Here is a 13,304-nt window from a genome sequence, read left to right on the forward strand (position 1 = left end):
AATGTCCGCGCCCAATCCTGACCCGGAAACCGAAAAACCGACCTCGCTGGGCATTTATGATCGCCCGAAAGCGTCGGCCGTCACTGAAATTGAGATTGCCGCACTGGTGCTCAGCCTGATCTGGCTGGTGGTGTCGGTCGTTTTTCTGGTGCTTCCGGAACAGGGCCAAAACGGTGGCTTTATTGTTACCTTCCTGGCGGTGTTCATGCCCGTGGCCATGATCTGGGTTGCGGCCACGGCAATGCGTGCCAGCCGGGTCATGCGTGAAGAAAGCGCACGGCTGCAAACAGCGATTGATGCCATTCGGCAGGCGTATGTCGCGCAGCAACAGCGGGCCTCTAGTACCTATGAGCCAGCGGTGACGAAAAAGCTGGACGAGATCGCGGCGACCACCCGGAAAACCGAAAATGCGCTGGCGACGTTCTCGACCAAGCGCGCTGCTCCGACTGCAAGATCGGGGCAAGCGCCCGTTCCGGGCGATCAGACCTCACTGGAACTGGGAACGCCTGCGGAAGAGATCGCACCGCCGCTCAGCACCCCGGTCTTTCTACGCGCACTGAACTTTCCAGAAACACAGGATGACACCGAAGGGTTCAATGCACTGCGTGTGGCGCTAAAAGATCGAAAGACAGCGCAAATTGTACAAGCCTCACAGGATGTTCTGACGCTGCTCAGCCAGGAAGGCATCTATATGGATGACCTGCGCCCCGATATGGCCCGGCCAGAAGTCTGGCGCCAATTTGCCCAAGGTACACGTGGTCGCGCGGTTGCCGCGTTGGGGGGCGTGCGCGACAGATCCTCGCTGGCGCTGACCGCAGCACGGATGAAACAGGACCCGATTTTCCGCGATGCAGCCCATCACTTCTTGCGTCGCTTCGACAAGATGATGGCCGAGTTCGAACCCACCGCAAGCGATGCAGAACTGAGCGCGCTGGGTGAAACGCGTACTGCAAGGGCCTTTATGTTGCTGGGCCGTGTGGCCGGAACCTTCGACTAGGACGTTTCCACAGGCCAGGACATCTTTGTCGCGCTGCTAAAGCCGAAGAGGTATTTGAGCGGCCCGGTTTTTCCTCACCCACTGGCCGGAATCCTTCGCGCTCGTACAAAGCGCGTGCACGCGGGTTTGTATCGATCACATCCAGCTGAACCTCTGACATGCCCTGGCCTCTGGCCTCTTGTTTAATAGCATTCAAAAGGGCCGTACCCACACCTTTGCCACGGGCATCAGCGGCGACAAATATGCCATCCATCTGAAATACCCCCGGTTTCAGTTCACGTTCCAGCAGGCTTAATATGCAGGCGCGCCACACTGCCCCGAACCAGCCATAGGTTCCCGCAAGATCAGACATACTGCCACCGGCCAAACCGCCATCGCGCGTTTTGAACCCTGCCAGCCCCAACATACGGCCTGTTTCATCTCGCGCGACGAGCGCGAAATTCGGGTTCAAAGCGATTTCAAAGAAAGCCAAACCTTTTTCATCTGGCCCCATGACCTTGTACAGCTTGGGCGAGAACGCCTGCCAGAACAGCGCCGCTGCATGCAAGCGTTCGTGATCAGCAAAGCCTGATGAAATCGCAATGGTCAAATACCAAAGCTCCCATACGGAATGAAACGCACTGTATCGCCCGGTTTGATGTGCCGCGCACCATCTTCGATTTCAACCAGTCCTTCGGCCCAGCTGAGCCCGCTGATCCGGCCCGAGCCTTCCGAATGAAACACTTCGACCCTCCCATTTCGCACCTTTGCACGCAGGTATTCACGGCGGCCAGGTTTTTTGCTTTTCTCAAAGGCGGCCGGAACCTCAAACCCTTGCGGTTCCGCCCAGCCTTCGCCCGACATCAGGCCCAGAGCGGGGCGTGCAAAGATCAGGGTGCAGACCATGGCAGCCACCGGGTTGCCCGGAAGGCCAAACACCGGCACGCCTGCCCACAAACCCAAAGCCAGCGGGCGCCCCGGCTTTAACGCGATCCGCCAGTGCTGCATCGCCCCCGCCTCTTGCAACAGGGCGGACACATGATCTTCATCGCCTGCTGATGCGCCTCCGCTGGTCAGGATCACATCAGCCTGTGCTGAGGCTTGGTCCAACCGGTCCCGCAAAGCATTCCGATCATCTGCAACACGCCCCATGTCAACAGGCACAAATCCCATGCGTTCGATCAACGAAAGCAGCATCGGGCGGTTGGCATCGAAAATCTGTCCCGGACCTGCGCTTTCTCCGGGTTCGATCAACTCATCACCGGTCGAGACCACCGCCACACACAACGGCTGACGCACATTCACCTGCGCGATACCCACAGCAGACAGCAACGCGAGATCGGCAGGAGTCAACCGACGCCCGGCGGGCAAAGCCACATCACCTGCCATCACATCTTCACCCGCGCGCCGCGTGTTCGCGCCTTTTTTCAGCGGACCGCGGAAGGCAATATGCCCGTCTTTGACCGTGACATCCTCTTCCAGAATAACCGTATCCACACCATCAGGCAGTGCTGCGCCCGTCAGGACACGCAAAGCCCGACCTTCGGGGACTGAACCGTCAAACGGTATTCCCGCCGCCGCGCGCCCATCAATCAACGGCATGACCTGCGTGCCATCCGGGACGGGACCCGCAAACCCGAACCCGTCCACTGCCGTGTTAGGCTGGGGCGGATTTGAGCGTTGGGCGATCACATCCTCGGCCAGAATGCGGCCACTTGCCTTGGACAGCTCAAGCGTTTCCACTGACGTGATCGGATGCAATCTGTCGCGCAGATAGGCCAATGCCTCGTCTACAGGTGTCCACTCCACCCCGGCAGGCAACGCGAAACAATCGTTTCGCAATGGCGACGGGGCTATGTTCGGCTTGTCCTGAGCTACACCCAATATCCAACCTTCCTCTGCCGCTGAGACATTCAATTGCGCATCCAACTCCTGCTCTGTCAAACGTGACAGAGTCAAGGCGACCTGTTCGACCTGCCAGGCATCCTTGATCTGCCCCGCTGGCGACGCTCCAAGGGTCAGAGACGGCCAGATCTCTACAAAGGCAACCGGTTTGTCCAATGGCTCAAACGGCCAGACCGCGATCTTCCCCGCAAACCGACGGCGGAGGCGGTTCAGAACCGGCAGCCCCATCATCACCTGCCCGCCAACAGCCCCCGCACCTGCCATCTGCCAGCAGGTGAAGCTGCCCTTGGCCAGGGTTTCTACAACGCGACGGTCCGGGAAAGGGTTGGAATAGTCGGTTTTCCTGCGCGGCAGACCATTGATGTCACGACGCAAACCGTTCATCCAGAACGGGCCTTTTCCGCCAAACTTCAGGTTAATCCGGCCTGCCAGATCAAAACGGTTGTTCGCCTTGGGTGTGTCCTCGACATGCCCTTCGAACCAATCCCACAAAGCCAGTGGATCGTCTGCACTCGTCATCGCCCGGGCAAACCCTGCCGGATAGCCAAACGGGAAATCAAACCCCAAAAACAGGCGACGACCGACCTCAAGCTCGGTACGGATCAGAGCCTCAAGCCACTTTTCGGCGACCATCCTGTTGCGCTGGTATTCAGGCTGCAAAACGTGCCCTTCGCGCGCAGTACAGGCCCAAATTGCATCTTTGCGCGGGGTCGGCCCGGTGTCGTTTCCACCAGACCAATCCACCATGGCAAAGGTCTGGAACAAGCTCACAAACCGACCTCTTTCAGGATGAAGTCCGCGATCGCTGCCGTGTCATTCAGATCAAGAACCGGGCGATCCAAGTCCAGCGGAATGTCACTGGCCACTGCCCTAATGGTCGCGTTCTCGGGGGCCATAAGCGCATAGCCCGCCACAGCGCGGAAAGCTTCGACCTTTGGGTGATCTTCGCGCTTGAAACCTTCAATAAGCACCAGATCAACCGGTGAAAGCCGGGCCAAAAGATCGGCCAAAGGTGGCTCTGGCGTGCCGCGCAGCTCTTGCATCACGGCAATTCGCTGACCTGAGGCAAGCAGCACTTCGCTGGCCCCAGCCATGCGGTGGCGATGACTGTCGGTGCCGGGTTGATCCACATCGACACTGTGATGCGCATGTTTGACAGTCGACACCGTAAAGCCCCGGCCTGTGATCTCGGCCACCAGCCGTTCCATCAGTCCGGTTTTGCCAGCATTCTTCCAGCCAGTGACGCCAAAGACCCTCATGCCTGCTCCAACAATGTTCGGGCGCGATCCAGATCTTCGGGCGTATTGACGTTGAAGAACGGGTCAAACGGGTCGGCATCGAACAAAGCCTCTCGCCCATCATGTTTATCGGTCCACAGCACCACCTTGCGCAGCCCATCCGTCAGCGCCGCTCGCAGATCATCGCGCAGCGCGACTGGCCAGAGGCCAAAGGTCGGATGCCGGTTGACCCGTTTGCCGCCGCCAGATTTCAGCGCCTCGTCGCCGGTGCGCGGAGTCGTCGCCAAAACCAGAGGGTGCACCTGCCCCTCTGCCGCATCTTGCAATCGCACCACTAAATCGCGTGGGAAGAACGGCGTGTCAGCAGCAGCGGTCACAATGCTGCCCGCGCCTTGTTCTGCCGCCCAATCGAGCCCGGCCAGCACCCCGGCCAAAGGCCCCGCGAACCCTTCGATTGTGTCAGGAAGCACAGTCAGGTTCAGGTCGGAAAACCGCTCGGGGTCGCCATTGGCATTCAGAGCCAGCCCACTGACCTGTGGGGACAGGCGTTCGATCACATGAGAGATCAAGCTTTGCCCATCGATCTGCAACAGGCCCTTGTCACCGCCGCCCATCCGGGTCGCCTGTCCTCCTGCGAGGATGATGCCCAGAGGTTTTTTTATCTTATCACTCATTGGCACTCTTCCGACGATGTTTTTTTTCCTCGACCGCTACGGTTGACGGGTCCACGTCGCGCAGCAGGCGGTCCTCGCCCGACAGGCAGACAAAGCGCTGTCCGCGCATCCGGCCGATTAGGGTCAGGCCAACCTCGCGCGCGATCTCGACGCCCCAAGCGGTGAAACCCGAACGAGACGCTAATACAGGGATACCCATCATAGCCGTTTTGATCACCATCTCGGATGTCAGGCGACCGGTGGTGTAAAGGATCTTGTCCGCCGCACCTTCGCCTTCGGACAACATCCAACCTGCGATCTTGTCAACGGCGTTGTGGCGGCCCACATCCTCCATATAGACCAGCGGGCGGTTTTCGCGGCACAGGACCGTGCCGTGAATTGCGCCCGCCTCAAGATACAGCGACGGCGTGCGATTGATCTTGGATACCAGATCGTAGAGCCATGAGGTCCGCACCTGAACCTGCGGCAATTGCACGTCCTCAAGCCCCTCCATCATGTCGCCGAACACCGTTCCAACGGCGCACCCACTGGTGCGTGTCTTTTTCTTCAGCTTGTCCTCATACGATGTCTCACGCGCTGTTCGCACAACAACGGTCTCAAGATCGTCGTCGTAGTCCACGCGGGTAATCTCATCATCCGCCAACAGCATCCCCTGGTTGCGCAGAAAGCCCAGCGCCAGATATTCGGGATAGTCGCCGATTGTCATCGCCGTCACGATTTCCTGGGAATTGAGGAAAATCGTCAACGGGCGTTCTTCGACCACCGAGATCTGGCTGGCCTCGCCGTTCTGGTCTGTGCCCTCGACCGCTCGGGTCAGGCGAGCAGCGCCCGGATCAGGGGCGATAAGATAGTCCGACAGGTCGAATTTCGTGGCCAATTGCAACCCCTTCCCAAGACAGTTACTGCTGCTGGCGTCACCATAGGATTTAGCCATGGCCGCTGCCACATCCAAGTCATACTTCTGGAAAGGTTTTCGGGACGGGACGCCTTTTGTCTTTGTCGCTGTCCCTTTTGGCCTGTTGTTCGGCGTTTTCGCGACCGAAGCCGGGTTGGATATTGTTCAAACCATCGCCTTTTCGGCCACCGTTTTTGCCGGAGCCGCCCAGTTCACGGCGCTGCAACTTTTACAGGATCAAACTCCAACAATAATCGTGTTGATCTCGGCACTGGCCGTGAACCTGAGGGTCGCGATGTATTCCGCGTCGCTCACGCCCTATCTGGGTGCGGCCCCACTTTGGCAGCGCGCCTGTGCCGCCTACCTGATCGTCGATCAGTCTTATGCCTGTTCGATTGTGCGGTTCGAGAAAGAACCTGACCTGACGATCCCACAGCGCATGGCATATTTTTTCGGCTCGGTTACACCGATCACGCCGCTTTGGATCTTGGCGACCATCATCGGCGCTGTCCTAGGGGCACAAATCCCGGAAAGCTGGGCGTTGGATTTTGCTCTGCCGATTACTTTTCTGGCCATGGTCGGTCCGATGATGCGCACCCTGGCACATGTAATTGCGGCCCTGGTCGCCATAGTCGTCGCGCTTCTGACGGTGGGTGTGCCGTACAATCTGGGTCTGTTGATTGCCGGGATGGCCGGGATGATGGCCGGTGCACAAGCCGAACTGATGCTGGAACGGAGGTCGCCGTCATGACCCAGATCGACCCGACCACCATGTGGATCATTATTGTGGGCCTGGCAGTGGGCAGTTACGCACTGCGCTTTACCTTTATCGGGCTTGTGGGCGATCGCCCTATGCCGCCCTGGCTGCTGCGGCATCTGCGTTATACGGCTGTTGCGATTATACCCGCACTGATCACACCATTGGTGGTGTGGCCTTCTGCGACCGGCGGGCAACCGGATATCCCCCGAATGTCGGCGGCGGCGGTTGCGTTGCTTGTGGGTCTGATCAGCAAGAACGTCCTGGCGGCTATCTTTTCAGGGGCCGCCACGCTTTACGGACTGCTCTATCTACTGACTTGAACCTGCGTCCAACTGATTGAGAAGCGCGTTGTTTGCAGCCAACCCTTTTTGCAGATCGGCATCGTCATTTTCGCGATATTCCTGCGTTACGACACCTGGAATCTGCCCAAATTGATCGGAAAGTTTTACCGGGCTGAAAGTGACATCGATCTGTTCAAATCCGGGAACTTGCTGCAACAGACGGGCCGTTGAATTCGCGCAAAACGCGCTGGAAACCGGACCGCTCTGCTTGGCAAGTTGATACGCTATCTCTGCCTGCTGCGGCGTGACAATCAGCGTCTGGATGCGAGCATAATGGCTCTCGCGAGCATGTGAACTTCGATACGCGCGTTCAACAGCCGGTGTTATTCCGTAAAGAACATCGTTCCTCAAAGGGACGACATCAGCTCGAAACGACCCCGCCGGATCAAAGATCACACGTTCGCTTGCGCCAATCATCAAAGAGGTGTGCGCGCCAGAACCGGTGCGCGTATTGATCATTGTGTACAGCGTCAGCGTGGACGGCCCGGGATCGCTATAAGACCTCGAGACAATCTCCGCCTGATCGGCTTGCGGACGATTAGAGCCCGCACAGCCCGCAACGGTTGCTACCAAAAGGCAGGCGATCAAAATCCTGAGCAAAGTTGCCCCCGATTTGTTTAGGAGGCGAAGACCGCCAGGAACAGGCACAAAAAGGCAATCGCAACCACGCACCATGTGGTGGCTTTGATGAAACCGTTGAAAGTTTTGGTTTGGACGGTGATGTCCATTTCGCCGTGCTTGTGTTCAGCCATGAGTCTCAGAATCCCAGTTCGCGTGTTTGATCTGTTGGATAATAGAAAACCAGACGCCTGTCACCACGTCATTCGCGCGCAGGGTATACTTACCTGAGGATCGAGCACCCCGGATACCCAAACCCCCACCGCCACGGCAAGCCGCTGCATGGCCCACCGCCGAATCGAACGGCGCCATACATCGCATCCGCAGTGATCGCGTGCACGTCACGGATTTGCTTGGGTGTCATCTCGTAACGCTCGGCATAATCTTCAGCGTAACGATTTCCGTGTTCCACCACACAAGCATGCAGGGCATCATCCGCTGCAAGACGCGCGTCATAGCTTTCCTCTGCCGTCACCGCGCCGCCCGCGTTGTGATAGGCTTGGTCATGGGTCACGCAACAATATTCCCATGGCGGGTGCTCTTCATACAGCTCGCCGACTTGGGGGAACTGCTTGGCGACCCAGCGCCAACTGGCCGAAAGTCCGCCCGAACAGCCGTCGGTTTCAAACGCGGTCAATTCGGCGCTTAGACTTTGGTCCACAAGGGCACGGTGCGACGGCAACTCAAAACTGCGCATCAGATCCTGAGACAAGGCAGGCAGCGGCAGCAATGATACGAATAATGCTAAATTAAGGGCTTTCATCACGCATTGCCTCGGTATCGACCTGCAATCCAAACGTTGTTGCCAGCCACAGCAACAATCGCTCACCTGGCCCCATTTCAGCACGCACGCGCAGAACTTCGTTAGCCATGGCCGGGCGGTCGGTGATCAACCCGTCTACACCCATCGAGGCCATTTTGGACATCTGCAACGGGTCATTCACCGTCCAGACATAGATATCCTTGTCCGCGTCCTGCACCTTTCGGATCAGCCCCGGTGTCACCATCCCTGCATTGACCGCGACGAATTCACCTTCCAGGCCCGACAGGTCCCCAACGGCAGTGGCCGCCAACACGCCAGACCGCCAGTCGGGGCGCAGCTTTTTCATCTTTTGCACGGCTGGGTATTTCAGCGACATTGTGGCAATTTCATCCTGCATCCCCAGCTCTTCCACCAGGTTGATCACCCGATTTTCCAGATCGACATCGTGACCATAATATTTCAGTTCAATCAGAACCTTGGATTTGCCTTTGGCCGCTTCCAGCACCTCGCGCAGGGTCGGTGTGCGTTCCGAGGCATATTCCGGCCCGAACCAGCTGCCAATATCGATGTCAGCCACGTCCTCCATGGTGGCGTCCCAGACCTTCAGGTTGACGCCAGCCAGCTTCATGAAGTCGCTGTCATGGGCCACGATGACCACATCATCTGCCGTTTCCTGCACGTCGATCTCGACCCAATCCGCGCCATCCTCAATGGCTTTCAGAACTGCGGCCATGGTGTTTTCCGGCCGTATGGCCGCAGCGCCCCGGTGGCCGATCACCTCGGCATGATCCGGCGCCTGCACACGTTCCAGCAGGCCCTGCCCGAACCAAAGGCCAATACCCAATGCGGCCAGAGCCGCTGCGACAGTTACAAACACGGGCGCGCGGATTTTCCTGGGTTCAGGGTGAGCAACTTCCTTGGCGTCTGAATCAAAAAACCCATCCAGCAAAACGGCAAGTGCGCCCAACGCAGTCGCCGCCAGAACCAACCCCGCCAAAGACCAAAGCCCTGCGATGATTAGGCTAAAGATCAAGGCAAGCTTTAGGCTGCCGCCTTCCTGTATCGGTACCAGCGCAAACAAAAGACTGGCCACCCCTGCGATCAAAGCCGCAATAACAAGCCGCGTCGCCAGCCACAGGGCAAGTTCGACCTTCAATCGCCCACGCTGACCTTCCATCCTCTGCTCGCTTTGCGAGAAAGCCACTCGAGGCGACGCACCTTCAAACAGCACCAGATGCAGCGCCAGCGCCCAACCGGACAGACGCCGGATCAAAACCCAAGCCAACGCCAGAACCACCAATCCGATGAGGACCACCGCCACCTGAAAGGCGGGCGGATGGAAGGTCAGGTAGTAGTTGATGTCATATTCCGTCAACGTCCACCAAGCGATCAGCCCTGCAACGGCCACAAATGGCAGGGCAAGCAGCAAGACGCGTAGAATAAACCGCACCGCAAACCCAAACAGCGCCGGAAAGCGGGACAGGTTCAATGCGAGCGCCGCGCTTCCAGCGCGCCAAGGGTCGCTTTCGCCCATGCGCAAGGACCCGGCCATAACCGAGAACACAAAGACCTCAGCCAGCAAAAACAGGCTGAGCACTGCGATACCCGCGATGAACCCGGCCGGAGACAGCAGGAACATTGCAATGTCCTGATCCGTCAGCGCCGTCTGATCCGACAAAGACACAGCCAGGTTGACCGCCACTGCGACACCCGGCGCAATCAACGCCATCAGCAGCAGGCGCACCGCAATATAGATCGGGACAAAGACTGTACGCCGGGCCCATGCCCCGGCATAGGCATGTGAAACGGCTTGAAAAAATCTGCTCACGCTGTGGCCTCCGAAATGATGCATTCATTCAAAGGCGCGCAAGCGTGAATTGCAAGTCAGCTGTCTTCCAGATCGGCCGCCAAACGGAACCCGATACGGTTGGCGGGTTTGTCTTCAACCGATTTGGGCAATGCGCGCAGCATCACGTTCAACTGGCTGACATGTTGCACCAATTGCGTGCGGGCCCCTGCCCCGTCCGAACCATAGAACGTGATCATATCGGGGTCGAAATATCCCATGCCTTCGATCCGCATCACGCCGGCATCCCCACCGGTAAAGCCCATTGCGACCTCGTGGTCGCCATCCAGCGTCTTTTCAAAGTTCTGGATGTACATGATCAGTCGCTCATACGCCCATTGGGCGGGGCTTTTGGTTTCAACCGGCTTGTTCAATGGCTCAGGCAGGGTTTTAGTGCCGGATTCAGCATTTGGATCGGCATGAACCTCATGGCATCGTGGCAAGGCGGCGGCTTCGGCGGCCTCGGCCGAGGTTTCAATCTGGTCCTGCATTCTTTTCTACCCTTTGCGCTGATACAGCCAAGCCCCGTCCGCGCGCTGCGTCCGGATCACAGCGTCAATGTGGTAGAGATGATTCATATGTGCAACCGCCTCGACCAGTGCGAGGCCGTATTCGCCCTCGCGGATCGTGCGCTTGAACAGTGGAAGGAAACAGTCGGCCGCAGCTTTGGGTTCGTCCAGATGGTCCAGCAGACGCTCCAACGCGCTATGGTGATTCTCGATCAACTGCTTCATGCGCAGCGGCAGTCCGGTAAAGGGCAGCTTATGCCCACCCAGTACCAGATGATCAGGCCGGGCCAGTGTCTGAAGTCGCTCGCACGCCTCCATCCAGGCCGAAACCGGATCGGCCATGGGCTCGGTTGCATAGACACCCAAATTAGGGCTGATCGAGCTGAGGATCTGATCGCCACTAAGGACCAGATTGTCGTCGCGGCTCCAGAAAGTGGCGTGTTCCGGGGCGTGGCCATTGCCCATATGCACATCCCAGTCCCGCCCGCCCATGCGGATCACGTCGCCCTGCTGTATGCGCGTAAAGCCCAGCGGCATGGGATAGACCGTATCGGCAAAATTGAAGGGGCGATCGTTCATCCGTGCGGTCAGCACCTCGGGCGCCATACCCGCGCTGAGATAGAAATCCAAGGTCTCCTGCGGCCAGGTTTCCTGAACATCCAGCGTAAGCATCCGGGCAAACAGCCACGAAGTGCGACTTGTGACCAGCTCCGCCCCGTGTTCCGACTGAAACCATCCGGCATTGCCGACATGATCGGGATGGTGGTGGGTCACGATCACCCGTCTGATTGGCTTGCCTGCCAAAGGGCCACCCATCAGGGTTTCCCAGATGCGCCGCGTCTTGTTCGAAGACAGGCCGGTGTCGATCACCGTCCAACTGTCGCCGTCATCCAGAGCGTAGATATTGACGTGATCCAGAGCCATCGGCAGGGATAGACGCATCCACAAAACCCCCTCGGCAATCTGGATGGCTTCGCCTGTCGCGGGAGGTTCGTCCCACGGATATCTGATTCCCAAAACGCGATCCCCGTCCATCAGGCGGCCAACTCATCCAGGCTGAGCGCGAACAGACTATCCGCCCCGCTTTGCACCCGCGCCAGAAGACCCGAATGTTCCGGCAACAAGGCGTAGATATAGTATCGCGCCAACTTGGCCCGTGGTCCATCCGGATCGGCCAGAGCTGCGGTCAGGTGGTAATGCCCGCCCAACACCCGGGCAAACGCCTGCAAATAAGCTGTTGCGCCTGCAAAGCGGTCATTCATATCACTCTGCGCCACCAGCCACTCGGTCGCTTCGCGCAGGGTCTCGCTGGCTTCCCAGACCGGACCGGCCAAATCGGGCATTGTTGCCCGGGCGCGCTCGGCCTGATCTTCGATCTCGTCCAGAAGGTTCGATGCGGCCTCGCCCCCGTCCATCATCTTGCGTGCAACAAGGTCCATGGCCTGAATGCCGTCGGTGCCTTCATAAATCGCCGTGACGCGTACATCGCGCGAATACTGGGCCGCGCCGGTTTCTTCAATGAACCCCATGCCGCCATGCACCTGCACCCCGGTTTCTGCCACACGAATACCGGTGCGCGCGCCGAAGGACTTGGCGATTGGCGTCAGCAACGCCGCACGCGCAGCCCAATCGGCGTCGTCAGTTGCTTTCGCCATATCAATTGCGGTTGCGTTGGCCAGCAATATCGCGCGCGCCGCAAATATGTCAGCCCGCATATCCATGATCATGCGGCGCACGTCGGCGTGATCTATGATCGTACCCGAGGGCGTCCTGCCCTGTTTGCGGTCCATCGCATAGGCCAATGCGTGCTGATAAGCGCCTTCCGCAACGCCAACACCCTGACCGCCAACACCCAGACGCGCATTGTTCATCATGGTAAACATCGCAGCCATGCCACCGTGTTCCGCGCCGACGAGCCAGCCTTTGGCCCCGTCATATTGCATCACACAGGTGGGTGAGCCGTGCAGCCCCATTTTATGCTCAACCGAAACCACTTTCAGATCATTGGCCACGCCCGGATTGCCATCCGCATCCGGGATGTATTTCGGCACCAGGAACAACGAAATACCCTTTGTGCCGGGTACCCCATCGGGCAATCGCGCCAGAACCAGATGGCAAATATTCTCGGCAAAGTCGTTGTCGCCCCAGGAAATGAAAATCTTCTGCCCGGTTACCGAATATGTGCCGTCCCCGTTCGGTTCAGCCTTCGACGTCAGCGCACCCACATCCGATCCGGCCTGAGCCTCGGTCAGGTTCATGGTGGCCGACCATTCGCCAGAGATCATCTTAGGCAGATACAGCGCCTTCAATTCGTCGCTGGCGTGATGCTCCAACGCTTCAATCTGGCCCTGTGCCATCAGCGGTGCCAGTTGCAACGACAGGCACGAGGCGCTCATCATCTCGTTCACAGCAGTGGTGACAGTCATCGGCAGGCCCATACCGCCATGTTGAGGATCGGCGCTGATCCCGACCCAGCCACCTTCGGCAATCGCTTTCCAACCGCCAGCGTATCCCGGAGAGCTGCGCAGCACACCATTCTCAAGCCGCGCAGGCTCCAGATCACCGGCGCGTTGCAACGGGGCCAGTACCTCTTCGCACATCCTGCCAGCCTCAGACAGTATGGCGCTCACCACATCCGCGCTGGCATCCGCGAATGTTTTTGTGGCGGCGACCTGATCGAACCCGACCACATGGTCCAGCAGAAATTGATAATCAGAGATTGGGGCGCGGTAGGGCATGACAACTCTCGAACGTCTAGAGGATCAGAATACATCGGCGG

The 13,304-nt window shown here is 58.6% G+C and carries 15 protein-coding genes; 3 read left to right on the forward strand and 12 right to left on the reverse strand.

The annotated features are described in order from the left end of the window. Nucleotide 1 precedes the first annotated feature (1 nt). Nucleotides 2-997 (forward strand): hypothetical protein, encoded by a 996-nt coding sequence (locus GOV89_RS14730; RefSeq protein ID WP_171179073.1) that lies wholly within the window; start codon nt 2-4, stop codon nt 995-997. Here GOV89_RS14730 and GOV89_RS14735 read toward each other — a convergent pair. The 5 genes from GOV89_RS14735 to fdhD are packed head-to-tail and all read right to left on the reverse strand — an operon-like array spanning nt 960 to nt 5,727. After that, complete coding sequence (locus GOV89_RS14735; protein ID WP_254451533.1) at nt 960-1,586, reverse strand: GNAT family N-acetyltransferase; 627 nt, start codon at nt 1,584-1,586, stop codon at nt 960-962. The genes GOV89_RS14730 and GOV89_RS14735 overlap by 38 nt on opposite strands. Beyond that, complete coding sequence (gene glp, locus GOV89_RS14740) at nt 1,583-3,628, reverse strand: gephyrin-like molybdotransferase Glp (RefSeq protein WP_171238525.1); 2,046 nt, start codon at nt 3,626-3,628, stop codon at nt 1,583-1,585. Before glp ends, GOV89_RS14735 begins: the two co-directional genes overlap by 4 nt. A 20-nt stretch (nt 3,629-3,648) precedes the next feature. Further along, nucleotides 3,649-4,140 (reverse strand): molybdopterin-guanine dinucleotide biosynthesis protein B, encoded by a 492-nt coding sequence (gene mobB, locus GOV89_RS14745; RefSeq protein WP_171238502.1) that lies wholly within the window; start codon nt 4,138-4,140, stop codon nt 3,649-3,651. Beyond that, nucleotides 4,137-4,793, reverse strand: coding sequence for a molybdenum cofactor guanylyltransferase MobA (gene mobA, locus GOV89_RS14750; protein WP_171179070.1), 657 nt, complete (start codon nt 4,791-4,793; stop codon nt 4,137-4,139). The genes mobB and mobA overlap by 4 nt, the downstream gene beginning before the upstream one ends. After that, nucleotides 4,786-5,727, reverse strand: a complete 942-nt coding sequence (fdhD, locus tag GOV89_RS14755; RefSeq protein ID WP_254451534.1) for a formate dehydrogenase accessory sulfurtransferase FdhD — start codon at nt 5,725-5,727, stop codon at nt 4,786-4,788. Before fdhD ends, mobA begins: the two co-directional genes overlap by 8 nt. Here fdhD and GOV89_RS14760 point away from each other — a divergent pair. Both GOV89_RS14760 and GOV89_RS14765 read left to right on the forward strand, forming a co-directional pair. After that, nucleotides 5,726-6,439 (forward strand): AzlC family ABC transporter permease, encoded by a 714-nt coding sequence (locus GOV89_RS14760; RefSeq protein ID WP_171179069.1) that lies wholly within the window; start codon nt 5,726-5,728, stop codon nt 6,437-6,439. The two genes, fdhD and GOV89_RS14760, sit on opposite strands and share 2 nt — an antisense overlap. After that, the gene (locus tag GOV89_RS14765) at nt 6,436-6,768 is read left to right on the forward strand and encodes an AzlD domain-containing protein (RefSeq protein ID WP_171179068.1); all 333 of its coding nucleotides are present in this window, start codon (nt 6,436-6,438) and stop codon (nt 6,766-6,768) included. Before GOV89_RS14760 ends, GOV89_RS14765 begins: the two co-directional genes overlap by 4 nt. Here GOV89_RS14765 and GOV89_RS14770 read toward each other — a convergent pair. From GOV89_RS14770 to GOV89_RS14800, 7 genes are all read right to left on the reverse strand, one after another. Then, a complete protein-coding gene (locus GOV89_RS14770; protein WP_171179067.1) occupies nt 6,757-7,389 on the reverse strand; it encodes a hypothetical protein in 633 nt (210 codons plus the stop codon). The genes GOV89_RS14765 and GOV89_RS14770 overlap by 12 nt on opposite strands. Nucleotides 7,390-7,406: 17 nt before the next feature. Then, nucleotides 7,407-7,541, reverse strand: coding sequence for an aa3-type cytochrome c oxidase subunit IV (locus GOV89_RS14775; protein WP_050604020.1), 135 nt, complete (start codon nt 7,539-7,541; stop codon nt 7,407-7,409). An 89-nt stretch (nt 7,542-7,630) separates the two neighbouring features. Next, the gene (locus GOV89_RS14780; protein ID WP_171179066.1) at nt 7,631-8,170 is read right to left on the reverse strand and encodes a hypothetical protein; all 540 of its coding nucleotides are present in this window, start codon (nt 8,168-8,170) and stop codon (nt 7,631-7,633) included. Further along, nucleotides 8,157-9,998 (reverse strand): glycerophosphodiester phosphodiesterase, encoded by a 1,842-nt coding sequence (locus GOV89_RS14785; RefSeq protein ID WP_348540115.1) that lies wholly within the window; start codon nt 9,996-9,998, stop codon nt 8,157-8,159. Before GOV89_RS14785 ends, GOV89_RS14780 begins: the two co-directional genes overlap by 14 nt. 56 nt (nt 9,999-10,054) lie before the next feature. Further along, entirely contained in the window at nt 10,055-10,507 is a 453-nt protein-coding gene (locus GOV89_RS14790; protein WP_171179064.1) for a DUF6173 family protein, read from the reverse strand. A gap of 6 nt (nt 10,508-10,513) precedes the next feature. Next, nucleotides 10,514-11,560, reverse strand: a complete 1,047-nt coding sequence (locus GOV89_RS14795; protein ID WP_171179063.1) for an MBL fold metallo-hydrolase — start codon at nt 11,558-11,560, stop codon at nt 10,514-10,516. After that, nucleotides 11,560-13,263, reverse strand: a complete 1,704-nt coding sequence (locus GOV89_RS14800) for an acyl-CoA dehydrogenase (RefSeq protein WP_171179062.1) — start codon at nt 13,261-13,263, stop codon at nt 11,560-11,562. The genes GOV89_RS14795 and GOV89_RS14800 overlap by 1 nt, the downstream gene beginning before the upstream one ends. Nucleotides 13,264-13,304: the final 41 nt, after the last annotated feature.

Origin of the sequence: Ruegeria sp. HKCCA5763, from assembly GCF_013034545.1 — a bacterium.
GTDB lineage: Bacteria > Pseudomonadota > Alphaproteobacteria > Rhodobacterales > Rhodobacteraceae > Ruegeria.

Coding starts and splice junctions, on each gene's coding strand:
- glp (WP_171238525.1), bottom strand. CDS start 3,628: ATGGTGGATTGGTCTGGTGGAAACGACACCGGGCCGACCCCGCGCAAA.
- GOV89_RS14800 (WP_171179062.1), bottom strand. CDS start 13,263: ATGCCCTACCGCGCCCCAATCTCTGATTATCAATTTCTGCTGGACCAT.
- mobB (WP_171238502.1), bottom strand. CDS start 4,140: ATGAGGGTCTTTGGCGTCACTGGCTGGAAGAATGCTGGCAAAACCGGA.
- GOV89_RS14780 (WP_171179066.1), bottom strand. CDS start 8,170: ATGAAAGCCCTTAATTTAGCATTATTCGTATCATTGCTGCCGCTGCCT.
- mobA (WP_171179070.1), bottom strand. CDS start 4,793: ATGAGTGATAAGATAAAAAAACCTCTGGGCATCATCCTCGCAGGAGGA.
- GOV89_RS14730 (WP_171179073.1), top strand. CDS start 2: ATGTCCGCGCCCAATCCTGACCCGGAAACCGAAAAACCGACCTCGCTG.
- GOV89_RS14790 (WP_171179064.1), bottom strand. CDS start 10,507: ATGCAGGACCAGATTGAAACCTCGGCCGAGGCCGCCGAAGCCGCCGCC.
- GOV89_RS14775 (WP_050604020.1), bottom strand. CDS start 7,541: ATGGCTGAACACAAGCACGGCGAAATGGACATCACCGTCCAAACCAAA.
- GOV89_RS14795 (WP_171179063.1), bottom strand. CDS start 11,560: ATGGACGGGGATCGCGTTTTGGGAATCAGATATCCGTGGGACGAACCT.
- GOV89_RS14760 (WP_171179069.1), top strand. CDS start 5,726: ATGGCCGCTGCCACATCCAAGTCATACTTCTGGAAAGGTTTTCGGGAC.
- GOV89_RS14765 (WP_171179068.1), top strand. CDS start 6,436: ATGACCCAGATCGACCCGACCACCATGTGGATCATTATTGTGGGCCTG.
- fdhD (WP_254451534.1), bottom strand. CDS start 5,727: ATGGCTAAATCCTATGGTGACGCCAGCAGCAGTAACTGTCTTGGGAAG.